The following is a 25,343-nucleotide window of genomic DNA, read 5'->3' as shown; positions in this document are numbered from 1 at the left end:
TTCTACACACCTTCCTTCCAGGCTGCTGTATCACACGGTGCCAGAAGATATTCTTTCAATTCATCATCTAATCGAAGCATTGACACTGATGCACCAGCCATTTCTAACGCTGTCATATAGTTACCTACCATATATTTTACAGGCGTAATTCCTTTCGCCCGAACTCTCTTATCTATTTCACCAGCAAGAATATACAGTTCCATGAGTGGTGTTCCACCCAGACCGTTTACCATGATCGCTGCTTCTTTTCCTGTGTAATCCAGATCAGAAGTGATCTTTTCAACCATGATATCTGCAATTTCTGCTGCACTCTTCATTGTTATCTTTTCAATTCCAGGTTCTCCATGGATACCCATACCAAGTTCCATCATACCTTCTTCGATTACGAAGCCCGGAGCTCCTACTCCCGGTAAGATACAACTGGATAATGACACTCCAAAGGATCTCACATTATCTGCTACTCTCTGCGCAATCTCAGCTACTTCGTCTAACGAACCGCCAGCCTCTGCCGTTGCACCTGCGATCTTATGTACAAAAACAGTTCCTGAGATTCCTCTTCTACCAGTTGAAAATGTACTTTCCTGAACAGCTACATCATCTCTGACAATGACTTTCTTTACTTCTACATCAAAATCCGCTGCCAGATCAGCAGCCATCTCAAAGTTCATAATATCACCGGAATAATTCTTTATAATTAACAGTACGCCTTTTCCACTATTCGCATGTTCAATTCCATTTAATATTCTCGCCGGATCCGGTGATGCAAATACATTGCCTGCTACCGCCGCATCAAGCATTCCTTTACCAACATATCCGGCATGTGCTGGTTCATGACCACTTCCACCGCCTGATACAAGTCCTACTTTTTCTGTTTTATTTTTTCTATAAATTACTTCCCCTTCGCTGTCATATGCAACATTCGGATTAACAGCTGCAATTCCGGTAAGCATATCACTGACAACATTATCTGCCTGATTCATTATTTTTTTCATAACTCTGCCTTGCCTTTCCCTCAAAAACCTCATTATCAATCCCCATCTCCCTGTAAATTTTAGGAAGCGGTACGTACTTATTTGTCGTCTTTAACAGTAACGCAACAGCAAATCCGGCCAGACTAAGCAACCAGCTTTTTGAAAAAATTCCAAATCCCAGCATCACTGCTGCTATAATAATTCCCAAATACCATATAGTATATTTTGCTTTCATCGTCTGCCCCTTTCTGCTCTGGTGGATGCTTGCGGTCAGCATATTAATGAGCCCTTACTGACCGCAATATCCTGTATTGTATTTTCGATTAAGCCTTTAATCCTAATACGTCTCTGAAATATACGATCTGTTCATCACTGAGGCAATCCAGATTTTCATATCCCACAACGGAAGCAGCCCGGATATTTACATCGCATACATCTTCTACATATACTGTCTTCAAATAAGCATCATAGATACTCTCTCCTATTGAGATCAATCCATGTTTTCCAAGGATCGTAGCATATGTTCCTTTCAGTCCTTCAACTGCTGACTGTCCAAGCTCAATGCTTCCCGGCTCCTCAAACGGAACAACTTTACAATATCCACCATACATCATAGATTCAAAGATAACTGGTTTTACCGGTACTCCCAGGCAAGCAAATGCTGCTGCATTGTGTGCATGAGTATGGCAAATTGCTGTTGCATCTTCTCTCTCTTTGTAAATAAGTAAGTGCATTGGAGTCTCACTACTTGGAGTAAAATTCTTTCTGTTTTCAATAATATTTCCGTCCAAGTCTACTACAAGCATATCTTCTGCATTAAAGTTATATCTTGACTCTGCATGTGGTGTGATTACTACCAGTCCGCTCTCTCTGTCAATCTGGCTGAAATTTCCACCACCATGATGACAAAGCCCTGTCTCTTCTGCTAACCGAGATACGCGGAGCACCTCTTTTTTTAATTCTTCCAGCATAGTGCATTCTCCTTAATTCTTAATACTTAATCTATTTACCTTTACTATGATTACTCTTCAATCCATCCCATACGAACTGCTGCTACATGCTCTTCTTTCTTCTGAGCCTTGAAGTAATATACAGCCAGTGCGATGAAGATTGCCAGTACACCAAATCCCACAATATTTCCTCTGAGAACTTCAACAATCATCCAACGGATCTCTGCGATATCCATTCCCCACCAAGCAAGCTGCTGTCCATCTACCAGAATGTTTGATGATCCTGTTGAAATAGCAAGATCAGTCAACATTGGTGCGAAGTCAGAAGCTGACCAGCAAAGGATCGGAACCATTACATATGAAGTCGCGAGCATCTTTAACAGGTTACCTTTGCATGCTACGAATGCTGCTGCACATACACATACGTTCATCAAGTTACCAAATGGAAGAACTGTATTGCCTGGCAGAACCATAGCAACGATCAATGCTACTGGAATTGTAAAGATAATTGCAACCCAGATCTCCGGGTTGCCTGCAAGGATAGGCCAGTCCAAACCGATTGCCATTTCTCTTCCAGGGAATTTCTTTTTAATAAACTCATTCGCTGCATCAGAAATAGGTGTCAATGCTGTCATAAATAATTTAGATACCATCGGGAACAGCGTCAGTGCTGTACCAGCTTGAACACCTGTAAGCAGAGCGCCTACTCCCTGTCCACCAATCAGACCTACGATAGTCCCTACGATAAATCCTAATACATGGTTCTCTCCGAAGATACCAATTTTCTGTTTTAATGTCTGAGCATTCAGTTCATAACGGAAAAATGGAATCTTATCCAGCAGTTTTGCAAATGGATAAAAGAAAATATTACTCAAAAACATCGGGTGCGGCATTGAAACGCCCGGAACACCTGTAAGTTCTGTAATCTGATTCTTTGTTGCATCACCATTCTTCAGTTCGAGAATAATCTGTGCAATAGCTACTACGAAACCAGCAGCTGCACTTCCCGTTACAGAAGACACGATAAATGCTGTAAAGATCTTATTCGCTACGTTCCACATATCTACATTCAATGTCTTAGTCCAGCCAAGAATCAACATAATTACATTAATACCGATCTGCACCGGGAACATTACGAATGCGTATTTCCACGACCAGCAAAGTCCGAGTGCCGGTGCCCAGCCCATATCAAGTGCTGTCAACTGTACGCCTGTATTTTCCACAAAACTCTGAGCAGCCACACCAACTGTATCGCTCATGTAACTAATTACGAGGTTAATACCTGTAAGTGCAACACCAAGTGTCAGACCCGCTGAAATAGCTTTTCCCGGTTTCAAACCTACGATTAAACCGATGATAAAAATAATGATTGGTAAAAATACCGCTGCACCCATATCCAGGATGCTCTGAAATACTACTTGTAAAGTTTGCATGATTCCCTCTTCCTTTCTTTTCCTTTGTTCTTCGCTGTTCTCATCACTACTTAAGTTTTAACAACTCAACAATCTGCTGCATCGCCTGATCCGCTCCAATACCAGTCAGAAATGGAATTCCGCTCACTGTCGGAATCGGGTATTCTTGCTGCCCTCTTGCCATTGGTGTAACAGATACATACAGATCAGCTGTGTTCATAAACATATCCAGTGATTTGATATCAACCGCTTCTGCTTTTGCTTTTCCAGATAACCCCATGTCATCCAATCGTCCATTAATCTTGGTAGCTGTTGTCGCTGACGTTGCAATCCCTCCACCACATGCTACAATAATAGTTTTCATACAACATTCTCCTTTCTACTATAATCTTGACTGATTCGCATTTGCGTTCCCGTCCATCTGCCCTTATTAATAGCAAAATGCGTGCCAACTTTTCCAACACCCCGAAAACCCTTTAATTTCCACCCATTTCAGATCACTTATACACTATAGTCAATTTATTCAACGCATTTCGTCTTACTGTTTAATTAGTGTATAAACAAGACTTTATTTTTATTAAATTCGTGCTATAATATAGGAAATTTTGTGTTTTTCGACACTTCTCACTTTTTGGCACGTTTTTTGCTGTATATTTGTTATGAAAATACATGTCAAAGGCGCATTACAATCAACCAAATAAAGGAGTGTATTATGGACGAATTTAGAATTGAAGACCTATTGGATGAAAACCTGATTTTTATGAATGAAGAAGCTCCAGATTACGAAACGCTTCTTCATAACTTATCAGACAAACTCGAAGAGAAGGGCTATGTAAAAGAGGGATATGCTGATGCTGTCATTAGAAGAGAACAGATATATCCGACCGGACTTCCTACTAATATTATGAAAGTAGCTGTACCGCATGCAATCGAAAGAGACTATGTATTAGAACCACGTGTACTTGTTGCTACATTAAAAGAGCCTGTTGCGTTCAAAGAAATGGGTGATGGTGTAAGAGACGTTATGGTAGATATTGTGTTCCTTCTTGCTGTCTGCGGTTCCAACGACCAGCTTACTATTCTGCAGAAGATCGTAGGACTGTTCTCAGAAAGCGATGCAATGGCTGAACTCAAGCAAGCCTCAACAACATCCGAGCTTTATAAAGTACTTACACATTATTTATCAAACTGAAAGATTGGTGATTCTTATGAATGAAACCAAAATATTTGAATATGTTCTTCAAACAGTTAATAAAGAAAAATTAGCTGAAATACTAACCCACCACACTCTTGGCGGCGTGACTGCATCAGATATCGAGGAACATTTTCACATTAGCCGTGCTAATGCCAGTGCCTATCTGAATAAATTGGTGACACAAAAGCTGCTTATAAAGGTTGACAGCCGACCGGTTCACTTTTTTCCTGCCGACCTGATCAATCTGTATGTATCGGACAATTCATTACAATATACATATACCGTAGATGAGTTTTTCAAAAATGTGACCAGCAAACAGGATGTCTCTGCTCATTCCAGTGCTTTCGATGCACTGATCGGACACGATGGTAGTCTGGCTACCCAGATTGAAACAGCCAAAGCTGCTATTGTGTATCCTCCGAACGGGCTTCACTCCCTGCTAATTGGAGAAAGCGGAACAGGTAAAACTCTGTTCGCGCGAACGATGTACAATTATGGGCGGGAAGTGTTGAATAAGAGTAAAAAAGATTTTCCATTTGTTGAGTTCAACTGTTCGGATTACTATCATAATCCACAGCTCCTTATGTCCCATCTGTTTGGTCATATCAAAGGAGCATTCACGGGCGCAGTATCAGAAAGTCCCGGATTGGTTGAACAGGCAGATGGCGGAATCCTGTTTCTTGACGAAATACACCGGCTACCTCCGGAAGGACAGGAATTGCTTTTTTACCTGATAGATACCGGCTGTTATCGGAAGCTTGGAGAAACTTCGAGTATGCGCAAAGCTTCTTTGCGTATTATCGGTGCCACTACAGAGGATCCAAAAAATGTTCTGTTAAAAACATTTACCCGAAGAATCCCTCTTACGATTCAGCTACCTTCCTATCGTGAAAAAAGTATTTCTGAAAAGCTGGAAATCATAGAGCATATTTTTGTACGCGAATCAAATATCACGTTAAAATCATATGTAGTCAATACCAATATCATAAAGGCACTCTGTGCTTATCCGTTCACAGAGAATATTGGTCAGCTTTCTTCTGAAATTAAAGTATTATGCGCAAGATCCTATCTGAACAATACAAGCAATCAGGAAGAATTGATGGTTTCGTTCGATTTGCTGTCTCCAGCCATCAGAGATTATTACAATCAGGCAGATACGGAATCTCTATCTTTCCCAAGTCGATATGAGACACAATATACTGTATTTTCTGCTAACAAAGAACCACGACAATACAATAAGCTTTATGACGAAAAAGCTTATTATACTCTGATGAAACGCATTGATCAATGTACTTCTGAAGGATATACTACGCAGCAGATTAATAACGAATTATCTTCTGATATTCAGAATTACTGCGACTCTATTTTAAAACAGTTTTATAACCAGAATCTTCACAAAGAAGAATTGTACAAAATTGTTGGACAAGAACTAGTAGATTTTACATCTGATCTGGCTCAAAACACTTTTTCTGAGCTCAATCTGGAGATTAACCAGAAAAATATTCTGGTTCTGTCATTTCATTTTAGATTTTTATTGGAACGAATGGCATCCAGGAAAGAAATCTCAGAAAAAGAGATTTCTGTATTAAAGAAAACGGCTTCCAAAGAAATCGAAATTGCCCAGAAGTTTGTCACAAACTTCGAACAGCATTTTCAGATTCAGATTCCGAAAAACGAAGAATATCTTGTTGCTTTAATTTTCGCTAATATGAGAGATACTTCCTACGAAGACAGACCAGGACTTATCATTATTGCGCATGGTTCCAGTACTGCATCGAGCATTGCAAATGTATGCAATCGTTTGATGGAATGTTCCTTTGTAAAAGCAATTGATGTTCCTTTAGAACAAAAACTACCTGATACTTACCAAAATGTTCTTCGGGAAGTTCGTAGTGTCAATCCTACAAAAGGTGCTTTATTATTAGTTGATATGGGATCCCTGACAACCTTCGATGAAAAACTGACGTTGGAAACCGGAATTCCTGTACGTGCAATTCCAAATGTAACTACACTGATGGCGTTGGATATCACGCGAACTCTTTTAGGATGTGACGCTAATATCAACACCATTTACAACAATTATATGGTAAATAAGCCAACGGAACCTCCTAGAAACAAACATGTTGCAAAAGAACCCGCAATCATCACCATGTGTGCATCCGGTCTAGGAACCAGTGTTGCCTTTCAAGCTATGATTGAACAGGAATTAAATCATTATAACCTTAACAACATACAAGTTTTAGCGGTGTCACTCTCTGATATACAAACAAACTCCACACAATATCAGGGGATTTGCTCAGAATTCAATCTATTAGCATGTGTAAGTAATCTGGAAATTCCAATGGATATACCGTTTTTCCATATATCCAGTTTGATTTCTGCGACGGGGAAAGAATATTTTATTGATTTTTTGCGTTCTGCGCTTACCGAAATCCAAGCACCTGTTACTCAGAAAAAACAAGTTGAAACAGTTCAGGAAGAATGTGAAAAATTTCTGACCAAAAGTGTAATGTATTTAAATCCTTCTGCTGCGGTTCAGTATTCCGAAGAATTTTTGAACACTTTAGAACTACCGCAGATAAAAAACAACAGATCCTGCCATCTTGCATTATTACTCCATCTTGGATTTATGCTGGAACGCTGTATCTGCAAACAGGCAATTGTCTTCGACAATGAAACCAAATATATTCAGCAAAACAAATCTCTCTTTGATCTTCTCAAAAAGAACATTTCTTTGCTGAGCACCCCTTTTGATATATCAGTCAATGACGCTGAATTATGCTATATAATAGTAACCCTTATTCAATACTCAGATTCCGGTAATTCATAATTCCTACATAATTCAGCTATCCTGATATAGTGTCTCCATAACATGAGCCGATCGTATATTCTACGGTCGGCTCATGTTGTTCATCAAAGAAGTCCTGCTCTTTCCCGAAATTCTTCGATTGAAGATGCTTTTGCAGCGATTAAAAGCCATTTTTTCAGCACTTCTATATCCTCTTCTGTCTTTACCCGATTCCATATTTCATCTGGAATTTCTCCAAGTTCTAAAAGAATCATAACTATATCTTCTTTTCTTCCTGCCGCTTTCGCATCTGCTATTTTCTCCCTCTCTCTCGTAATCCCTTTCATATACTGTGCCTCCATTTCCGCATTTGATCGTATTGATTCGATAATCTCATGGAGTCTTTTAAGACGCGGATCACTGTTTTCTTCCAATACTTCTTCAGAGCTGTTCTCTACGTAATGCAAAAAATTAATCAGCGTCGAGTCTTCTTCCTCATCATTCATGCCTTTTGTATTTAATATAATCTTAGAAGTCTCATCACCTAATTCCAGATCATCAACTTCCAGACAACGATTGCTGAAAGAATATCGATATTGACCATAGCCATACAGATCAAAGCCACATATAACAACTATCACCGATGGTTTTAACTTATCAAAACTCTCTTCCCCACTTTTCAACATCGGTGCATCAATCAAGCTCTGATAAAATCTGGTACGTTTCGGAATATTGCCGCGTTTTCTCTTTTGCATTTCCACATCATAAACGGTACCCTCTTCAGTCTCCACATAGAAATCCAGTCTGGCGCCACGCTTTCCCGGCAGGTTATGTATTACTTTCTGGTTCTCCCGCCATCTTATCTCCTTAATGTGAATCCCCATTGCCAGTTCCAGAATAAGCTTACAGCTTTCCAAATCTTCCGTTACTACATCAAACATATAATCATCCACAAGATCTAACTCTCCGAATGATTTTTCCTGCTCATAATTCTCCATCAGATTATCATTCATTCTTTTGTCCATTCATTTCCTCCTCATTATATAATAGTTTCATTTATATTGCAATATCCATGGATTATCCAATGCAAAAATGTTTCAAATACGATTTTACCGTTTCTCGGTAATTTCATATTTTCTATGTATTTTTAATGGTTTTCGCCTTTTCTATTAGATTACATATATACTACATGTACATATTCTATTCGTCAACTATTATTTTCAACTTTTTCTTGTTTTTCGATTGAATCCATGTCGGCTACATGCTAAAATCTATTCAGAACATTTTGGAGGTCACAACATTATGAATGCAAATCATTTTATAATAAAGCATGCTTCCCAGGAAGATATCCCAGCTCTTGCAGCCGTTGAAAGGGAATGCTTCCCGGCTGCAGAAGCAGCATCCGAAGAAGAGATCGCCGCCAGAGTACATGCATATGGAAAGCATTTCTGGCTTCTCTTCGAAAGCGAAAAGCTGATTGCTTTTGTGGACGGTATGACGACGGATCAGGCTGATCTGACCGATGACATGTACGAGAACGCGAGCCTGCATGACGAGAACGGCGCTTGGCAGATGATCTTCGGTGTGAATACGATCCCTTCCTATCGCAGACAGGGACACGCAGGTCTTCTGATCCGCCAGGCAATCGAAGATGCCAGAACCCAGAGACGTAAAGGTCTCGTTCTCACATGCAAAGAAGCATTGATTCATTATTACGCCAGCTTTGGATTTGAAAATGAAGGTATCTCTGAATCAGTACACGGTAATGTCACCTGGTATCAGATGCGTCTGACATTTCCTGAAAAATAACCGCTATCAGTTTTCACACGGAGGTCTCTCATGAAAGAAAAAATCGGCATCACAGCCTGCTCTGATCCCATGAAGCCTGAATTTCAGTCCAATATGGATCGGCTGTGCGCTATTTTAAGTGATGTTGGATATGAACCAGTCATCAGTAATTGTATATATCCTAAAATATATCCCGAAGCATATGGTCTTCATGGCACAGGAGCAGAACGCGCTGCGGAATTAATGAAACTATATACAGATCCTGCGATCACATCGATCTTCGACATATCCGGCGGAGATATGTCCAATGAACTGCTGCCTTATCTGGACTTTGAAGTAATCCGAAGCTCTGAAAAAAAGTTTTACGGATACAGTGATCTGACTACGATTTTAAATGCTATTTATACAAAAGCAGGCAAAGAAGCAGTTCTTTATCAAATCCGCAACCTTCTTTATCGACACAGTGAGGTGCAGCGCCGCGATTTTATCAACACACTGCAAAAGAATGGTAATGATCTCTATAATCTGGATTATCATTTCATCCAGGGTACTGCTATGGAAGGTGTTATGATCGGCGGTAATATCCGCTGCTTTCTGAAGCTTGCCGGAACCGAATATATGCCGGATCTTCACAATAAGATTCTTCTTCTGGAAGCACTGAATACGAGCGTCCAACAGCTCATCACCTTCTTAAGCCAACTAAAGCAGCTTCATGCATTTGATCAGGTGAACGGCATTCTGCTCGGTACATTCACTAAGATAGAAAAAGAGCAGGTACAGCCGGATGCAGTCACGCTGGTCAAAGAATTTGCCGGATCAGAGCTTCCGATTGCTAAGACTGCTTACATTGGGCACGGTTCAGATTCCAAAGGAGCCGTCATTGGCAGATACTATTGCTTTTAAAAATCTGTAAAACTAAAAAATACTTATACCACAAGGAGACTACACTATGAAGATTACCATGTTAGGAACAGGCAATGCCCTGGTAACAGAGTGTTACAACACCTGTTTTGTATTAGAAGATGAAGGAAAATATTTTATGATAGACGGAGGCGGCGGCAACGAAGTGCTCAAGCAGTTGAAGCGTGCCGGGCTAAACTGGATGGATATGCGTGATATCTTTGTCACGCACAAGCATATCGACCACATTCTCGGCATCGTCTGGATGATGCGCCTGATCTGCCAGAATATGAATAAAGGAACGTACGAAGGTGATGCATTTATTTATGGGCACGATGAAGTGATCGCACTTCTAAAAGATATGGCAGAGAAATTATTACAGCCAAAGCAGATAAAAATGATTGGGGATCGTCTGCATCTGATCACAGTTCATGACGGTGAGACCAGAAAAATCATGGACAGAGATGTTACATTTTTCGATATTCATTCTACCAAAGCGAAGCAATATGGCTTCACCCTTAATATGGGCAACGGAGACAAATTCACCTGCTGCGGTGATGAGCCTTATAATAATGCGGAGCGCCCATACGCTGAGAACAGCAAGTGGCTGCTGCACGAAGCATTCTGTCTCTACAGTCAGGCAGACCGTTTTTCGCCTTATGAGAAACACCATTCTACGGTAAAGGATGCCTGTGAGCTTGCCGAAGAATTACATGTACCAAACCTCCTCCTTTACCATACAGAGGATAAAAATATTACCCGTAGAAAAGAATTATATACCGCGGAAGGAACCGAGTATTACCACGGTAATCTCTACATTCCGGAAGATCTGGAAACAATAGAATTATAAGAAATTATAAGATCTGATGAAATCCCCTGATATACCAAATCTACTTCTATGTATACCAGGGCAGGATCACACTCCTGCCCCGGTACGGGATGGTATATCAAGCTATGCGAAACGTCACTTTATAATGCCAGGGTCAAAAGGTCTAAATCCTTATGCAGTTGCCGGAAGTACACGTGACAGGAATGTCTGTGTTCTTCTCTCTTTTGGTGCAGTGAAGATCAGTTCCGGCTTTCCTTCTTCTACCACACAACCATCTCCCATGGCCGCCAATTCCTTTTTCTTCGGAATGATCTTCTCCACAACTTGTTCAATGCGGCGGCTGCACACAACACATTTCATACCTATCTATCCTCTTTACCTTTTTGCTCTTAGTATATCCAGCCTGATTCTTCCTATCTATCTTCCTCTCGTTAAACAAGGTCAAATCCATGTAAAGTGCAAGCACGATTGCTGCCCGACGTTCGACATGAATTTATCTTGTACTCTGCCTTTTCGCAGCCAAATGTGATAGAATAATAGAAATAAATTCATCATCCCACAAAGGAAAGGAGCATAATATACATGAAATTTCATATGCCAGTAAAAGTATATTGCGAACACGACTGCGTGAAAACTTACAGCGACGAATGGACCTCTCTCGGACGCAAAGCCCTGATCGTAACCGGACGCAGTTCCGCGAAAAATGGAGCTCTTGCTGATGTGACTGATTCATTAAATGCACATCAGATCTCCTACTGTATCTTCGACCATACCGAGGAGAATCCTTCAATAGAAATGGTTATGCAGGTACGCGACATGGGTATCCGCGAAAATGTCGACTTCGTCATCGGTATCGGCGGAGGGTCTCCAATGGATGCAGCCAAAGCAATTGCCCTTATGATCTATCACAAAGATAAGGATGCCGACTATCTCTATCAGCAGGGAGACAGCACCGCGCTTCCAATCGTAGAAGTTCCTACAACCTGCGGAACCGGTTCTGAGGTGACACCGATTTCCGTGCTAACAATCCACGCCAAACGCACCAAGTCCAGCATCCCACACCGTATCTTTCCACAGTATGCATTAGTGGATGGCAAATATCTGGCAAGCGCGCCTAAGAAGATCCTGGTAAATACATCTGTAGATTCACTTGGTCATCTTATCGAAAGCTATATCAATCTTGGTGCAAGCCCGTTCAGCCGTATGATCTCAGAATATGGTATGGCACTCTGGAAAGATGTAAAACCTGCCCTTCTGAGCGATCATGTAACAGATGAAGACCGTGACCGCATGATGCTCACCTCCACACTTGCAGGTATGGCAATCACCCATGCCGGCACAACCCTGCCACATGGTTTAAGCTATTTTCTCACTTACGAGATGCATATTCCACACGGACAGGCTGTGGGATATTTCCAGCCGGGCTATGTAGCCGCTGCCGCTCCTGAGACACAGGCAAAAGTTCTGGAATTGATTGGCTGCAAAGATATCGCTGAATTCACCACTCTGATCCACACTCTGCTCGGACCACTCGAAATAGCACCGGATATGGTCGATACCGCCATTAAAGGTATCATGGCAAACGAACGCAAATTAAAACCAGTACCATACGAAGTAACCGAAGAAACGCTTCGCAAATTCTTCGAGATGGCAATGTAACACAACAACAGGGCAGATCAAAAGATCTGCCCTGCCATAATATCTATATACCTTATAGACTCACCATTATTTTACCTTACCCATATACCAGACAATCCGGCCTTTGATATCATCGATCTTCACCGTACCTATCTCACGCGAATCTCTGGATATCTCCCGGTTATCACCAAGCACAAAGACCTGCTTATCATCTACCACCAATGGATAGGTAATATCATCTGACTTTGCATTAGTCTCACCGATTGCCTGTTCTGTCACCAGTTCTTCTCCATTGACGTAGATCTTGCCATTCTGGATATTCACTGTATCACCGGCCACTGCCACAATACGTTTCACATATTCTTCGCCATTCGGTCGTTTGATCGCGACAACATCTCCCACACGATATTCGGTATTCTTCCTTTTATATATCACCACATCCTGGTCATGCAATGTCGGATACATTGAATTCCCCTGTACGGTCGATATGCCCATCAACATATAAAATATCAGAAGAACTACAATAATTACTGCAATTGACTGCAGTGCAATAACGAAACGTTGAACCCGCCTCTCGTGCGCTCTTTTCCGCTTCGTCTCCGGATCCACATCTTCCAGAATCTTCTTCTTGATATCATCTATGTCCATTCCAACGCCTTCTTTCTAACGCACGAGTTTCCCCATTGCTTATCATAACGGTAAACGACCGCAGCAGAAACACCTGCCACGGTCATTTATAACTCCGGATCTCTCAGCTTTCACTGAACATGCAGTCAAGCTTGCTCCGCCGTCTGATCCCACCTAACAATAATATACTCTTCCTGATGTACCCACATCATTAAAGTTCCTTATCTGCCTCAACTGAATCTTCCGCATACAGTTCAGATAACTGATCTTCCAGTTCATCCTGTTCGTCTTTTAACTTGCTGCGCTTTACCGCAAATGCAACAACCACGATTACCAGAATAACCAATGCAAGAAGGTCCCACCAGCAAAAGCCGAGTCTTGTATGTTCAAAAATATATGACATATATGTTCCCTCCTTTTATTATACTTCCTGTGCAGGTTTTTTGTCCAGTTCTTCTCGGAGGTCCTGGATCTTTTGATCCAGTTCCTCCTCAAAATCTTTTTCACGTTTCTTCTGATTATGGCGATGAACCAATATCATAACAACCAGAATCACTGCAACAATCAATGCCGGTATATCCCAGGAATGTATTCCCAAATTATGCACGAATTCAAAATAACGCATATGCTTACCTCCTTTTCATCATTTGCTGTTCCTTAGCTATTCTTCTGCTCCTTTGAAGTTGGAAGTCCTCTCTTTACCAGTTCGGTATCCAGTTCTTCGCGAAGTTCGAAATTCTTCTTCTGTCTCTTCTTCATGTTGTGTGTGAAGAATCCGTAAAGAATTGCTGTCAGCAACATGATCAGGAAATGAAGGATACAGCACTTATGCTCATCCAAATTCTGGTTAGCCAACGGCACATCTCCATCATCTGAGCTGAATACTTCCTGTACGTCTGCTGCTACATCTTTGATTGTATCTACAACCCTATCCAGTACGCCCGGGTTATCTGACGGTGTTGCCGGCGGATTCGGTGTAGCCGGTGGGGTTGGTGTGTTTGGCGTATTTGGAACTGCCGGTGTTGCCGTAAATGTTGCTGTAAATGTCATTTCATCGGTAATATCGTATGATGACGTCGGTGTAGCCGGTGACCAGCTTAAGCTTGACTGATCGTATCCGGTATTAGCTGTTGCTGCTGCAATCTGCTCTGCTGACAGATGTCCAACACCATTCTTCGCCGGTTTGCCATCTTCGCCATATAATGTTACAACTGCATGATCGATAGATACGGTACCATTCACTGCTGCGAATCTTACAACTCTCTGGAACTCATCCGGTACTCCATCCGGCTGATCCGGATTCTTTGGATCTGTTCCGATTTCATCCTTATAGTATAAGAATGTAACGGTAATATCTCCATCAATAATAGTCGCATTCTGTGTGCCCGGATATGCTACATATCCTGTTACAGCTTCTGCGATCAGATCTTTCGTTGTTCCAGGCTTCAGATTCTCAATAGTGTAATCTGCCGGTAATGTCACATCACCTTCGTTACCCGACGCAAATGCATGTACTACATGGATATCGTATACATCTTCAACATCTACAGGTACATCCGGTGTCTTCGGAATTTCCCCTTCGCCCTTAGCAACGGCTGCATTCGTGATTGTATTTCCGCGATCTGCTTTCACAACTGTGTACTCTGCAGTAATTGTTGCTGCCTTGCCAGGTGCCAGTGTATCCAATGTTACCTTTGCTCCATCAATCGTTCCGTTCGCTCCGTCAACCTTCGTGATCACTGCCTGTCCGGCTGCGCTCATCTGGTCTTCTACCAGAATGTTGTTCTGAGTTGTGTTACCAGTATTCGTCACTGTGATCTCGTATTTGACAGTATCACCGATTTCATATTTCTCTTTCTGATCGATGACTTTCTTCTCAATGCTCATCGCCGGTTTCTTCTGATCTGTAGGATCCTCTGTCTTGCCAGGATCTACGCCCGGTTTCGGTTTATTTGAATCAGGTGTCTTTCCTGTTGCTGTTGCCACATTGACAACTGTCTTTCCAAGATCTGCTTCTGTTACTGTGTAGCTTGTCTCAAACGTCTCTTCATCACCCGGTTTGAACTCGCCCTTGATTGTCTTTTCAAGACCTGTCAGCTCATCGATGACTTTCACATCTTTTAATGTAAGGTTACCTGTGTTCTTAGCCGTAATCTTATAAGTGATTTCTTCGCCAAGTGCGTATGTCTCACCGTTCTTCGGTCTACTTGTAGTTTCTTTTGTTACTGTAATGTGTGGATTACTTTCTTCTGTAGTAACTGTCTTTTCACCTTTGCCTGTCACATCATTACCGCTTGGATCTTTACCTGTTGCTGTTGCATGGTTCACGATCTGTCCTTCGATAATATCTGCTTCGGTTACGGTGTATGTTGCTTTCTTAGTTACTGTCTCGCCCGGTTTGATGTTGCCAAGTGTCCAGTTATCTCCTGTTAAGGAATCATTAAGTTTTACTCCGCTGATTGTTACATTTCCATTATTTGTTACGGTAATGGTGTATGTAATCTCATCGCCAAGTTTCACTTGACCAGTCTTATCAGATGTTTTAACGACTGTTAAGCTTGGATTCGGTGTTTCAACCGAATCTTCTTTTTCACCAGGTGTTACCGGTGTCTTAGGCTCATCTGGATTTGTAGGATCTTTTGCTGTACCAGTTACGTTATTGATAACTTTTCCAGCCAGCACATCTTCTTCTGTTACTACATAACTTGTTTCAAATGTCTGTGTCGCGCCAGGTGCAAATGTATCAATTGTCCATGCATTCTGTCCGGCGTTGCCTGTCAGTGCATCTTCAACCTTAACATTTGTAAGTGTGAGGTTTCCGTCATTTGTAACTGTAATTACATATTTGATTGTCTCACCGAGCTTGTAAATGTGATTCTCCTCCACATCCTTCGTTGTCTTTGTGATTGTCATATGTGGATTTGGATTTTCAAACTCATCTACAGTATCTGTTCCTGTATATTCCTTATCTACTCCACTAAATCTTGCAGTTACATTATTTGTAAATGTTCGATTTACGATGTCAGCTTCGGTTACTGTATAAGTAGCTGTCGCTGTAATCTCTTTTCCTGGTTCTACATTTTCAAATACTTCTGAATCAAGTGTTACACCTTCCTGCTCTGCAAGAGTAATCGTCTTCACTTCATCATAGATATTCTTAACTGTAATTGTAAATGTGATAACGTCTCCTGCCTTGTATGTCTGGTTCTCATCATGTGTCTTATTAACAACTACGGATGGATCAACTGGAGTCTCCGGTGCTCCGTCTGTAATTGTAAGCAGACCAGGTTCAAGCTTAATGTTGTAGTTATTTGTTACATCCTTTTCCTGACCATCTTTGTCAGCCTTAATTGTTACTGAAGTAATGATATTATCACTGGAACCTACCAGCGTCTGGCTTCCTGCGATTGTTGCAGTATAGTTGTCTCCTGTCGCAAGTTTTCCTGCTGTGATCTGAGATGTATTACATATCAATGCTGTGCCTGTATAAATAGCCTGTGCACTTCCTGCTGTAATTGTAATATCTCTCTTGGCAATCTTCAGCAAGCCGCTGACTGTCTTCACCTCAAACTGTGATGTCACATCATTTCCGGATGTATCTTTTACAACCGGTGTTCCGGTGATTGTTGTCTGATAGTTGCCCTGATCAGTTCCTTTTGCTTCAGCACTTATTCCACTGACTGTGTATGTATTGCCATCCACCACAAATGTTGTCTGCTCAAATCCGACAACTGTCTGTTCAGTTCCATCATAAGTTGTATCTTTGCTGTTCGCTCTTACTGTGATATCGTATTTCGTTTCTCTGTCTGTAATCGTTAAAGTTCCTGTATTCTTTGTAATATTGTAGTTCTTTGCATTTGTATTACTGTTCAGAGTATACTCATATGTATTATCACTCTTTCCTGCAAGAGTACGGCTTCCAGTTACGTTAAAGCTTGCACCTTCTCCTTCTGCGAAACCATCGCCTGTAACTGTAACTTCGTGGTTTGTAAGTGGTTTACCATCATATGGTTTGCTATCTGTTGCAGATGTGAAAATTACAGTTCTCTTGGTAATTGTAAGTTTTCCGTTCTTTGTATGAACTTCAAACTGAGCTGTTACATCATTACCTGCCACATCTTTTACAACTGCTGTTCCTGTTACAGTATTTGCATATTCATCTGCATCAGTTGCAGTCACTTCTGCTGCCAGTCCGCTGACGGTATAGGTTTCTCCGTTTACAACAAATGTGTCCGTCTTAAGTCCTGTTGCACTGTGTGGCTGACCATCATATGGTGCTGTTGCACTGTTTGCCTCTACCGTAATCTCGTATTTTGCATCACGGTTAGTAACTGTTAAGGTTCCCTTATGAGTTGTAATGTTGTAGTTCTTCGCTTTTGTATTAGCATTCAGTGTATAAGTAAACTCATTATCACTACTTCCTACAATCGTCTGGCTTCCGGTCACATCATAAGATGCACCTTCACCCGTCGCAAAACCATCTCCACCAACTGTAATTTCACCGTTGGTAAGTGGCTTGCCATCGTATTTCTTTTCATCTGATGCAGAGGTCAGTGTTACTTTTCTCTGATTGATGATAAGCTTGCCATCTGTCTTGTGTACGATGAACTGTTTTGTTACATCATTGCCAGCCTCGTCTGTCACAACAGCTGTTCCCTTGATTTCGCTCGTATACTCATCAACATCTGTTCCAGTTGCCTTTGCTGTCAGTCCACTGACTGTATATTTCACGCCATCCAGTGTAAATGTGTTTTCCTTAAGTCCTTCTACAGTATGCTCGTTACCATCATATAGTACTGTATCACTGTTTGCTGCTACCGTGATCTCATATTTCACTGCACGGTCATTAACCGTTAAGGTTCCCAGTTCTTCCTTTATCTCGTAGTTATCAGCCTTTGTATTATCATTTAATTTATAACTGAATGTATTCTTGCTGCTTCCTACGGCTGTCTGTGATCCGGTTACATTGTATGTAGCACCTTCTCCTGTTGCAAAGCCATCACCGGTAACTGTAACTTCTTTTTTCGTAAGCGGTGTTCCATCATACTGCTTACTGTCTGTTGCAGATGTTAATGTAACTTTACGTTTTGCAATCTCAAGCTTTCCATTCTGTGTTGCTACTGCAAACTGATCTGTTACATCATTTCCTTCCGGATCCATAACCTTGTAAGTTCCGGTAATCACATTGTCATATGTTCCGGCATCTGTTGCTGTAGGATCAGATGTCTGATATCCGCTGACTTTATATTTTACTCCGTCAATCTCGAATTCATCTGTCTGGATACCCGTTGCGCTCTTCTCGCTGCCATCGTAAATATTACCAGTATTGCTGTTGGCAACAAGTGTTACATTATACTTCGCATCACGATTGGTAACTGTTAAGGTTCCCTCATGCGTTGTAATGTTGTAGTTATCGGCATTTGTATTTTTGTTTAACACATAGATAAATGTATTATTGCTGCTTCCTACTTTTGTCTGACTTCCGGTCACATCATAGGTTGCACCTTCCATACCTGCAAATCCATCACCACCAACTGTTACCTCTTTTTTAGCCAACGGCTTTCCATCATACTGCTTACTGTCTGTTGCAGATGTTAATGTAACATTACGTTTGTCGATTGCAACTTTACCATCAATGACTACGAATTTGACATTCGTGAAGTTCTTGCTGGCATTAGCAAAGTTACTCTCCTTCAGTCCCATCATTGTAGTTCCGGCATTGGTTCTCTTTGCTATCGCTTCACCATCGAAACTGAAATCTTGTTTCGTATACAGTTCATTGTCAATAGATACTTCATAACCTTTAGCTGTCTTCTCTGTTCCATCGTATGTATCTGTTTTTATATTACCCGTAATTGTTACTGTAACTTCTGTAGTAACTGATGTAATCTCCAACTTACCTGTGTTCTTGGTGATTTCGTAGTTGTCTTTGTTTGTCCCTTCATTCAGATTGTAAGTAAATGTATTATCAACCTTACCTACATTTGTGATTGTTCCGGTTACATCATATTTTGCACCTTCGCCGTTTGCAAAGCCTTCGCCGCTAACTGTTACTGTATTGTTCGTAAGTGCTTTGCCATTGTATGGTCTGCTTGCAGATGCACTCGTCAGTGTCACTGATCTCTTGGAAATATTCAGCTTACCATCAACAATTACAAATTTTACATTGCTGAACTGCTCATTCTTATTCTGGAAATCAGATGCCTTTAAATTCATATCATATGTTCCGGCATTGGTTCCTTTCACTTCCTTCGCTGTATCAGCTCCAACGAATTCGAAATCATTTTCTGTATACAGTGTGCTGCTGATGTTTGTTACCGTATAGCCTGTAACTGTATGCTCTTCTCCGTCATATGTTACGGTTTCACTATTCTCTTTAATAGTTACAACAACCTGATCTGCATTCGGTGTAATTACAAGTTTGCCAAACACAGTTGTAATCTCGTAGTTGTCCTTGTTTGTGCCTTCATTCAATGTATAAGTGAATTCATTAACCTTTTCACCTACATCTGTGATAGTTCCGGTCACATTATATGTTGCGCCGTCATTTCCCACAAAACCTTCTGCGGTAACTTTATCATTTGTAAGTGCATTGCCATCATATGGTTTTGAATCGCTTGCAGAGGTCAGGGTTACAGTTTTCTTCGCAATTACAAGTGTTCCATCTTCAATCACAAATTCTACGTTTGTAAAATTAGCACTCTTATTTGTGAAGTCTTCCGGTTTCAGTTCCATGTTATAAGTTCCGGCATCTGTACCTTTGACTGTTGCCTCACCGCTAAATGTAAAATCATTTTCGGTATATAATGGATTACTGATGCTTACAATGTCATAACCTGCAACTGTCTTTTCAGTTCCATCATAAGTACCGCTTCCACTGTGCTCTTTGACTGTTACGGTTACTTTATCTGTAACCGGTGTAACCTTCAGCTTTCCGGCTGCAGTTGTGATCGTATAATTATCTGCAAGTGTGTTTTCATTCAAAGTATATCCTTCAAATGTATTATCGCTCTCGCCTGCAACAGTCTGACTTCCAGTTACATTATAAGATGCTGCGCCTTCACCAGTTGCAAATCCATCTCCGCCAACTGTTACTTTGTGATTCTCAAGCGGCTGTCCGTCATATGGCTTCTCAGCGGTTGCAGATGTCAGGGTTACAGCTCTCTTCGCAATTACAAGTGTTCCATCTTCAATCACGAACTTAACATTCGTAAAGTTGTCACTGGTGTTAGCAAAATCGCCAGCTACCAGATTCATATCATATGTTCCGGCATTGGTTCCGCTTACAGTCTTATGTGCTTCGTCACCTGTAAACGCAAAATCACTTTCGGTATACGCCGGATTGCTGATGCTTGTCACCTTATAACCTGTAACATTCTTTTCAGTTCCATCATATTTTGCTGTGTCACTATTTTCAGTGATGGTTACTGTCACTTCATCATTAACTGGTGTAACTTTCAGCTTTCCATACTCAGTTGTGATCCTGTAGTTTTTAGCCTTTGTGCCATCCTTTAACTTATAGGTAAATGTATTCTCACTCTCACCAACATTAGTCTGACTTCCGGTTACTTCATAAGTTGCTCCATCATTTCCTACAAATCCGTTGTCGCTTTCAGCCACATTCTTATTTGTAAGTGCAGTTCCGTTATATACTCTCTCACTTCTTCCAGATGTTAAAGTCACTTCTTTAGGATCAATCGTAAGTTCTCCATCCGTAACTTCAAACTCTACATTTTTAAAGTTCTTGTTCGTGTTCTTAAAGTCAGAAGCCTTTAATCCCATCTTATACGTTCCGGCATCTGTACCCTTTGCGATAGCTTTTCCAGTGAATTCAAAGTCTTTTTCTTTATACTTTGCATTGGAAATAGATACCTCGTAGTCTTTTACATTCTGCTCTTTTCCATTGTATGTCGTACGGTCTTTCTTACCTGTGATAGTTACTACGACTTTATCGATCGGAGCTACTGTTAATGTACCCTCTTCCTTAGTAATGGCATAGTTTTCTTTCACTACACCCTCAGCAAATGTATAGGTAAATGTATTGTCTACTGTTCCGGCATCTGTAATCGTTCCAGTTACATTGTAAGTTGGCTCCTCACCCTTTACAAAGCCATCACCACTTACTGCGACTCCATCTTTTGTAAGCGGTTTGCCGTCATAAGTCTTACTGTCTGTTCCAGATGTCAGTGTCACTTTTCTCTGTGCGATATCAAGCTTTCCATCAACAATCTTGAATTCCACATTAGCGAAATTATCATTATTGTTCGTGAAATCGGTAGATACCAGTCCCATATCATATGAACCTGCATTCGTTCCACTTACTGTCTTGTGTGCTTCAACACCGGTAAAGGAGAAATCACTCTCTTTGTATAACTTATTGCTGATACTTGTTACAGTATAACCTGTAACTGTCTTTTCTGTTCCGTCATACTTCTCGCTGCCACTGTTTTCTGTAATTGTTACAGTGATCTTTGTTGTACACGGTGTGATCTTGAGTTTTCCAGGAACTGTTGTAATTTCATAGTTACTTCCTTTTGTTCCCGTTTTCAGCTTATAAGTAAATGTATTATCTTTCTCACCTACATTTGTGATGGTTCCGGTCACAGCATATGTTGCTCCGTCATCTCTTACGAATCCATCGCCACCTACTGTAACTCCATCTTTTGTAAGTGCTGTTCCATCGTATTCCTTCTTGTCACTTCCAGATGTCAGAGTAACGTTTCTTGGAGTAATCGTTAATTTACCATCTGTTGTATTCGTAACAATATACTTTCCTGTAGCATCAATTGTTCCAACTACATTTTTTGCAAATTTCGCATCATATTCTCCGGCATCTGTTCCTTTTGCACTTACTGTAATATTGCTAAAGTCTGCATCTTCCGGTGCTCCGCTATAACCTGATACCTGATACTCTGTTCCATTATATTTCTGAGATGCATTATTCGCTGTCAGCTCTACATTCTTATAATAGTAGAAAATGATTTCATTTGTTCCGTTTTCCTGAACTCTAATACTCTTTGAATCTGTAGACACTGCTGTATATCCAGCAATACTAATTGGATTCTCAGTTACTGTTGCACCATCTCGTTTTGCTGTTCCAGTCTTATCTGTTGCAACCGGTGTCTCAGTTCCATTCAGGTAATATTTTACAGTGTATCCAAGATTTGCGCGAACATATTTTGCATAATAATTTATATTTTCACTTACCGTATCTGGATAATTGATTTTTTCACCTGAACCATAGCTTCCTGCATACCAACCATCAAATACATAATCTTTTCCATCTACGGTCTTAGTATCCGGGCAATTCGTTGTCGGTGCCGCAACAGCTATTTCACCATTTTCAAGTCGATACTGCTTTGCTTCCAACCATGTAAATCCGGTAGCATCATTACCAGCATCATAGAGATAATATGTAGCTGTGATAATTCCTTTTACTTTTACTTCTACCGTACAGTCCACATGCATACCATCATTATTATTTGATATCTTATATGGGTGAATAATAATAGCTTCTACATCATCTTCAGTAATATTTCTTCCCACTTCAGCACTTGTGGCTGCCTTAAATGCATTGAAAATCGCATTCCAATGTGTACCACCGTCATATGACTTCGTAATTTCCCAACTACTGCCGGTTGAACCATCTGGCCACTTCAATACTCGGCTCGCCACATTATCAAAACTGTTCTTACCTGCTGAGTCCCATGCAAGGCCATTCGTAGAAATCTCACATGTTCCTGCCTGTGATCCCCACTGATCTGTATCATTAGATTTAGGATCAGATGTCGGTGTCTTCAGATAGTAAAGAAGTGCCGTGTGCGTCTTTTTTGCTTCTGTAACAGTTACTTTCTTTGTCGCACTGAGTTTTTTGCCATCTACATCAGTTGTTGCTGTAATTGTTACCTCGCCTGCTGTAACGCCCTTTACTGTACCATCATCGACTTCTGCAATCTCTTCATTAGAAGACGTCCAAATAATATCAGCATTGGCACCAGCTGGTTCTAATGTTGCTTTGAGGTCAATAGATTTGAATCGTTCAACGCTACTATTTCCACTAATTGAAATTCCAGTTGGCTTTGGAGCTGCTACAACCGTAACTTCATATTTTTCTGTTTCGGTATCATGTTTTCGATTATATACATGACTAGCTGTGCAATATTTATGACTAATTGTAACTTTTCCCGCACTTACGCCCGTTACTGTACCGTCATTACTTACAGTTGCAATGTTCGTATCTTTTGACTTCCACTCTTGGCTGTAATTGCAATACCATGAACTATTACTTGTACCATTAAGTTTAATCGTCTGTCCAACTGTTACAGTGTTTTGTTCGCTAACAGTCTTTGTAGATTCACCTGCAAACCAGCCTTTGAACTTATCCAATAAGCTGCTATCTTCTTTCGTATCCTCTACCGGCTCTGCTTCAACAACATTCTCATCTGACTTCTTTTCAGCTTCTTCTTTAACGGATGTTGATTCATTGTTGTCTTCACCAGTTTTCTCTTCTGGAACAACTGTAACTTCTGCATCCTTAGAAGCTGACGAATCGTCACCATTTTTCTCACCATTCTTCTCTTCTGTCTGAGTTTCTACCTTATTATAAGTAACAGAAAAAACTTTTTCAGACCGGATATCTGTTACATTATATGTAGAAACATTTCCGTTTACAGATGCAGGCTGAATTGCTGCTCCATTCTGATCTGTTACCTGCTCTACCTGATATCCATCTTTGGCAGTAACTTCGAAGCCAAAGCTTTCTCCTTCTGTTACTTCTTTTGCATACTGATTATTACCATCATAGGTTACATCAGTTTTACTGCCATCTGCATTCACTACCTTGACAGTACCGCCGTCCACATCACTTTTCTGGATTTTCACGGCTATTGTCTTTGCGACATCTGCCTGTGCTTTCTCTGTCTGCTGCGGATCAGTTGCCTGCTGTGCATCAGGTGCCTGCTGTGTGGTAGCTGTCGCGCTCTGCTCAGGAGTTACCTCTTGAACAGATGCCTGCCCGCTATCCGTGTGCTCTGTAGTGTCCTGCGTCTGGCTGTCCACAGCCTGCTCTTCCTGCTGTGGTTGTTCTTCAGACACGCTGGTATCCTGGCTGCTCTCGCTGGCACTCATATGTGTGCCTAACTGATATATCGCATTGGTGCTTACTAATGCGATTGCAAGAACTAACGCCAGCCACCGTTTCATCTTTTTCATATGCGTTTCCCCCTTCTTTTCTTGTTTGTACATTCTATCTATAGTCGAATTTTTCCTTTCATAATATAAAGACGCTTTTTTCTACTAAAAAGGTTCATTTTTTCCATTTTTTTCCATTTTTTTTTACATTTTTTCTCCTTTTTTTATTTTTGTGATATACTTGCATTATAAAATGCCAAAGGTAAAAGGTCTGAATCCATATGAACTTGCTCATAAGTGGATGAAAGATATTTGGCCCGCCCTAATATGAGCATAAAAGTGGGATGGCAATCCTACAATATGCGAATAATTGGGTGGTTATACCTTTAGATACATTTAAGGAGAGGTTCTATGAAGAAATTTAACACATTCAAAATCGTCCAATTAATCTTGCTGATCATATTGACTGCTGTCAGTCTGTATATGCTGATGCAGCCGGAAGTGAAGCAGTATATTTTTGACTCTACCCCTGCCACCGTACTTTTTATCATTGTATGGGCAGTGTTATTAGTCACTTTTGTATTTCTTTTAATCGATTTTAGTTTAATATCTTCCATGAAAATGAATTACCACAATCTTTACGATGTGGCGTACTCCGATCCACTGTCCGGCATTCCGAACCGTTTCAGCTGTGACACGATTATTGAAAAGTATTATGACAAGAAGCTTCCGGATGACATCGCCTGTGTCATGATCGACCTGTCGAATCTTCCGGAGATCAATACATTATACGATCACCGAACCGGTAATAAAGTTTTAAAAGATTTTTCCGGCATTTTATCAACAGCAGCTGTTTCACTCTGTTTTGTAGGTCGTAATGGCGGCAATAAGTTTCTTGCCATTTTTGAGAATTGTACTGACGAAAAGCTGAATACATTTCTCGATCGCGTAACCGACCGGGTAGATCAGTATAATCAGGCTTCTGACTCCATTTCCATGGAATATAGGATTGGTAAAGCTATGAACCGTGACGAGCATCTGGAACAGATCACCAAACTGATTTCCCTTGCTAATTCCCGCATTCCGAAGTCAGCCACCGTTGAAAGGAGCTGATT

The 25,343-nt window shown here is 40.9% G+C and carries 18 protein-coding genes; 7 read left to right on the top strand and 11 right to left on the bottom strand.

The genetic code is table 11. The features are described 5' to 3' along the window. Positions 1–2: 2 nt before the first annotated feature. The 5 genes from dhaK to DWZ93_RS06755 all read right to left on the bottom strand — a co-directional run bounded on the left by dhaK (position 3) and on the right by DWZ93_RS06755 (position 3,697). Positions 3–992: a dihydroxyacetone kinase subunit DhaK gene (gene dhaK, locus DWZ93_RS06775; protein ID WP_118452387.1), complete on the bottom strand. Its 990-nt coding sequence runs from the start codon at positions 990–992 to the stop codon at positions 3–5. Next, the gene (locus DWZ93_RS06770; protein ID WP_147364660.1) at positions 964–1,206 is read right to left on the bottom strand and encodes a hypothetical protein; all 243 of its coding nucleotides are present in this window, start codon (positions 1,204–1,206) and stop codon (positions 964–966) included. Before DWZ93_RS06770 ends, dhaK begins: the two co-directional genes overlap by 29 nt. An 88-nt stretch (positions 1,207–1,294) precedes the next feature. Beyond that, positions 1,295–1,942: a class II aldolase/adducin family protein gene (locus DWZ93_RS06765; RefSeq protein ID WP_118452385.1), complete on the bottom strand. Its 648-nt coding sequence runs from the start codon at positions 1,940–1,942 to the stop codon at positions 1,295–1,297. Between the two features lie 50 nt (positions 1,943–1,992). Further along, positions 1,993–3,354: a PTS galactitol transporter subunit IIC gene (locus DWZ93_RS06760; RefSeq protein ID WP_118452384.1), complete on the bottom strand. Its 1,362-nt coding sequence runs from the start codon at positions 3,352–3,354 to the stop codon at positions 1,993–1,995. A gap of 46 nt (positions 3,355–3,400) precedes the next feature. Continuing rightward, the gene (locus tag DWZ93_RS06755; protein ID WP_118452383.1) at positions 3,401–3,697 is read right to left on the bottom strand and encodes a PTS sugar transporter subunit IIB; all 297 of its coding nucleotides are present in this window, start codon (positions 3,695–3,697) and stop codon (positions 3,401–3,403) included. Positions 3,698–4,045: 348 nt separating this feature from the next. On the opposite strand from DWZ93_RS06755, the gene DWZ93_RS06750 reads away from it, so the two are divergent. Together DWZ93_RS06750 and DWZ93_RS06745 are read left to right on the top strand one after the other, a co-directional pair. Then, complete coding sequence (locus tag DWZ93_RS06750) at positions 4,046–4,525, top strand: PTS sugar transporter subunit IIA (protein ID WP_118452382.1); 480 nt, start codon at positions 4,046–4,048, stop codon at positions 4,523–4,525. Between the two features lie 16 nt (positions 4,526–4,541). Further along, positions 4,542–7,358, top strand: coding sequence for a sigma-54-dependent transcriptional regulator (locus DWZ93_RS06745; protein ID WP_158574291.1), 2,817 nt, complete (start codon positions 4,542–4,544; stop codon positions 7,356–7,358). Positions 7,359–7,441: 83 nt separating this feature from the next. Here the strand turns inward: DWZ93_RS06745 and DWZ93_RS06740 are convergent, their stop codons facing one another. Further along, a complete protein-coding gene (locus tag DWZ93_RS06740; RefSeq protein WP_243061167.1) occupies positions 7,442–8,341 on the bottom strand; it encodes an Rpn family recombination-promoting nuclease/putative transposase in 900 nt (299 codons plus the stop codon). A 277-nt stretch (positions 8,342–8,618) separates the two neighbouring features. Here DWZ93_RS06740 and DWZ93_RS06735 point away from each other — a divergent pair, with 277 nt between their 5' ends. The 3 genes from DWZ93_RS06735 to DWZ93_RS06725 are packed head-to-tail and all read left to right on the top strand — an operon-like array spanning position 8,619 to position 10,854. Further along, on the top strand, positions 8,619–9,125 hold the full coding sequence (locus tag DWZ93_RS06735; protein ID WP_118452380.1) for a GNAT family N-acetyltransferase: 507 nt from the start codon (positions 8,619–8,621) through the stop codon (positions 9,123–9,125). A 30-nt stretch (positions 9,126–9,155) separates the two neighbouring features. Continuing rightward, positions 9,156–10,007, top strand: coding sequence for an LD-carboxypeptidase (locus tag DWZ93_RS06730; protein ID WP_118452379.1), 852 nt, complete (start codon positions 9,156–9,158; stop codon positions 10,005–10,007). A 46-nt stretch (positions 10,008–10,053) separates the two neighbouring features. Further along, positions 10,054–10,854 carry an MBL fold metallo-hydrolase gene (locus tag DWZ93_RS06725; protein ID WP_118452378.1) on the top strand — a complete coding sequence of 267 codons (801 nt, stop codon included), beginning with the start codon at positions 10,054–10,056 and terminating at the stop codon, positions 10,852–10,854. A 150-nt stretch (positions 10,855–11,004) separates the two neighbouring features. Here the strand turns inward: DWZ93_RS06725 and DWZ93_RS15145 are convergent, their stop codons facing one another. Next, on the bottom strand, positions 11,005–11,193 hold the full coding sequence (locus DWZ93_RS15145; protein ID WP_330421736.1) for a hypothetical protein: 189 nt from the start codon (positions 11,191–11,193) through the stop codon (positions 11,005–11,007). A 222-nt stretch (positions 11,194–11,415) separates the two neighbouring features. On the opposite strand from DWZ93_RS15145, the gene DWZ93_RS06715 reads away from it, so the two are divergent. After that, on the top strand, positions 11,416–12,492 hold the full coding sequence (locus DWZ93_RS06715; protein WP_118452377.1) for an iron-containing alcohol dehydrogenase family protein: 1,077 nt from the start codon (positions 11,416–11,418) through the stop codon (positions 12,490–12,492). 66 nt (positions 12,493–12,558) lie between these two features. Here DWZ93_RS06715 and lepB read toward each other — a convergent pair whose 3' ends face one another. The 4 genes from lepB to DWZ93_RS06695 form a co-directional block, all read right to left on the bottom strand. After that, positions 12,559–13,119 (bottom strand): signal peptidase I, encoded by a 561-nt coding sequence (gene lepB, locus DWZ93_RS06710; protein ID WP_118452376.1) that lies wholly within the window; start codon positions 13,117–13,119, stop codon positions 12,559–12,561. Positions 13,120–13,309: 190 nt separating this feature from the next. Beyond that, the gene (locus tag DWZ93_RS06705; protein WP_118382948.1) at positions 13,310–13,501 is read right to left on the bottom strand and encodes a hypothetical protein; all 192 of its coding nucleotides are present in this window, start codon (positions 13,499–13,501) and stop codon (positions 13,310–13,312) included. Between the two features lie 18 nt (positions 13,502–13,519). Continuing rightward, entirely contained in the window at positions 13,520–13,723 is a 204-nt protein-coding gene (locus DWZ93_RS06700) for a hypothetical protein (RefSeq protein ID WP_118382947.1), read from the bottom strand. Positions 13,724–13,755: 32 nt separating this feature from the next. Next, positions 13,756–24,309: a DUF7507 domain-containing protein gene (locus tag DWZ93_RS06695; protein ID WP_158574290.1), complete on the bottom strand. Its 10,554-nt coding sequence runs from the start codon at positions 24,307–24,309 to the stop codon at positions 13,756–13,758. 330 nt (positions 24,310–24,639) lie between these two features. Here DWZ93_RS06695 and DWZ93_RS06690 point away from each other — a divergent pair, with 330 nt between their 5' ends. Then, positions 24,640–25,341, top strand: coding sequence for a GGDEF domain-containing protein (locus tag DWZ93_RS06690; RefSeq protein ID WP_118452374.1), 702 nt, complete (start codon positions 24,640–24,642; stop codon positions 25,339–25,341). Positions 25,342–25,343 lie beyond the last annotated feature (2 nt).

Origin of the sequence: Dorea sp. AF36-15AT, from assembly GCF_003477705.1 — a bacterium.
Classification (GTDB): domain Bacteria; phylum Bacillota; class Clostridia; order Lachnospirales; family Lachnospiraceae; genus Claveliimonas; species Claveliimonas ammoniilytica.
Note: the sequence above shows the minus strand (reverse complement) of the source record. Positions and strands in the feature narration are given on the sequence as shown.

Bases quoted from the DNA above. Each gene is read 5' to 3' on its own strand.
- DWZ93_RS06730 (WP_118452379.1), top strand. From the start codon at position 9,156: ATGAAAGAAAAAATCGGCATCACAGCCTGCTCTGATCCCATGAAGCCT.
- DWZ93_RS06765 (WP_118452385.1), bottom strand. From the start codon at position 1,942: ATGCTGGAAGAATTAAAAAAAGAGGTGCTCCGCGTATCTCGGTTAGCA.
- DWZ93_RS06745 (WP_158574291.1), top strand. From the start codon at position 4,542: ATGAATGAAACCAAAATATTTGAATATGTTCTTCAAACAGTTAATAAA.
- DWZ93_RS06735 (WP_118452380.1), top strand. From the start codon at position 8,619: ATGAATGCAAATCATTTTATAATAAAGCATGCTTCCCAGGAAGATATC.
- DWZ93_RS06715 (WP_118452377.1), top strand. From the start codon at position 11,416: ATGAAATTTCATATGCCAGTAAAAGTATATTGCGAACACGACTGCGTG.
- DWZ93_RS06740 (WP_243061167.1), bottom strand. From the start codon at position 8,341: ATGGACAAAAGAATGAATGATAATCTGATGGAGAATTATGAGCAGGAA.
- DWZ93_RS06760 (WP_118452384.1), bottom strand. From the start codon at position 3,354: ATGCAAACTTTACAAGTAGTATTTCAGAGCATCCTGGATATGGGTGCA.
- DWZ93_RS06725 (WP_118452378.1), top strand. From the start codon at position 10,054: ATGAAGATTACCATGTTAGGAACAGGCAATGCCCTGGTAACAGAGTGT.
- DWZ93_RS06690 (WP_118452374.1), top strand. From the start codon at position 24,640: ATGAAGAAATTTAACACATTCAAAATCGTCCAATTAATCTTGCTGATC.
- DWZ93_RS06700 (WP_118382947.1), bottom strand. From the start codon at position 13,723: ATGCGTTATTTTGAATTCGTGCATAATTTGGGAATACATTCCTGGGAT.
- DWZ93_RS06755 (WP_118452383.1), bottom strand. From the start codon at position 3,697: ATGAAAACTATTATTGTAGCATGTGGTGGAGGGATTGCAACGTCAGCG.
- DWZ93_RS06705 (WP_118382948.1), bottom strand. From the start codon at position 13,501: ATGTCATATATTTTTGAACATACAAGACTCGGCTTTTGCTGGTGGGAC.
- DWZ93_RS06750 (WP_118452382.1), top strand. From the start codon at position 4,046: ATGGACGAATTTAGAATTGAAGACCTATTGGATGAAAACCTGATTTTT.
- DWZ93_RS15145 (WP_330421736.1), bottom strand. From the start codon at position 11,193: ATGAAATGTGTTGTGTGCAGCCGCCGCATTGAACAAGTTGTGGAGAAG.
- lepB (WP_118452376.1), bottom strand. From the start codon at position 13,119: ATGGACATAGATGATATCAAGAAGAAGATTCTGGAAGATGTGGATCCG.
- DWZ93_RS06695 (WP_158574290.1), bottom strand. From the start codon at position 24,309: ATGAAAAAGATGAAACGGTGGCTGGCGTTAGTTCTTGCAATCGCATTA.
- DWZ93_RS06770 (WP_147364660.1), bottom strand. From the start codon at position 1,206: ATGAAAGCAAAATATACTATATGGTATTTGGGAATTATTATAGCAGCA.
- dhaK (WP_118452387.1), bottom strand. From the start codon at position 992: ATGAAAAAAATAATGAATCAGGCAGATAATGTTGTCAGTGATATGCTT.